This window comes from Pradoshia eiseniae (assembly GCF_002946355.1).
Classification (GTDB): domain Bacteria; phylum Bacillota; class Bacilli; order Bacillales; family Pradoshiaceae; genus Pradoshia; species Pradoshia eiseniae.
Genome location: NZ_PKOZ01000051.1, coordinates 1 through 923, shown reverse-complemented (window position 1 = coordinate 923; position 923 = coordinate 1). Strand labels below are relative to the sequence as shown.

Below are 923 nucleotides of genomic sequence, written 5' to 3'. Positions count from 1 at the left end.
GCAAATCTCCCGAAGGGAATAACCTTGGTTTTATCCTCAGCTATTTCCAAGTTAAATTTCTTCAATCTCAGTTTTAATGACTCGTAGAATTGTATAGCTTCCCTTTTGTGTTGAAAACAACAAACAAAATCATCCGCATATCTTACCATGTATGCCTGTCCTTCACATTGTTTCCTAACCACTTTCTCAAACCATAAGTCGAGTACATAATGAAGGTACACATTAGCCAAGATAGGAGATATTACTCCACCTTGCGGTGTCCCCTTATCTGTTTTGTATCTTCTGCCTTCCTCCATGTAACCACCTTTGAGGAACCTACTGATTATTCTCAGGAGGTTAGGATCCGTTATTCTATGTTTCAAGAACTCCATCATCCATTTGTGGTCAACATTATCGAAGAATCCTTTGATATCTACATCTACTACATAGCTTACTAATCTCTTTTCTACATAAAAGTTTAGTATCTTTAACGCATCATGACAGTTTCTGTTTGGCCGGAACCCAAAAGAGCAGTCTAGAAAGTCATTCTCATAAATGGCATTTAGCACTTTCGCAATACCTTTTTGTACAATTTTATCCTCATGTTCCGGTATTCCTAATGGCCTCCTCTTATTAGAGTTAAGCTTTGGAATATACATTCTTCTAACTGGAACCGGACGATAACTTTTACTTTTAAGTCTGCTTGTTAAGTCCATTATATTTTCTTCCAGACTTTCGGTGTACTGCTCTTTCGTTGTACCGTTTACACCAGTTGCCTTATTGTTTGGCAGCTCATGATGACATTGAATGAGTGATTGCACATTTAATAAATGTGCAAGAGATGTAAATTTCATCTTAGGGTCAGATTTAGCTAATTCTGCTATCCTTAGTAGTTTTGTTTCCATTTATTATCCCTACCTCTGTGTGTAGTAAATGTGTCCCTA

At 37.1% G+C, this 923-nt stretch carries 1 protein-coding gene; it reads right to left on the bottom strand.

Going from position 1 to position 923, the window contains the following annotated elements:
* A partial coding sequence (gene ltrA, locus CYL18_RS18985) for a group II intron reverse transcriptase/maturase (RefSeq protein ID WP_104851027.1) occupies nt 1-884 on the bottom strand: 884 nt, incomplete at its 3' end.
* Between the last annotated feature and the right edge of the window lie 39 nt (nt 885-923).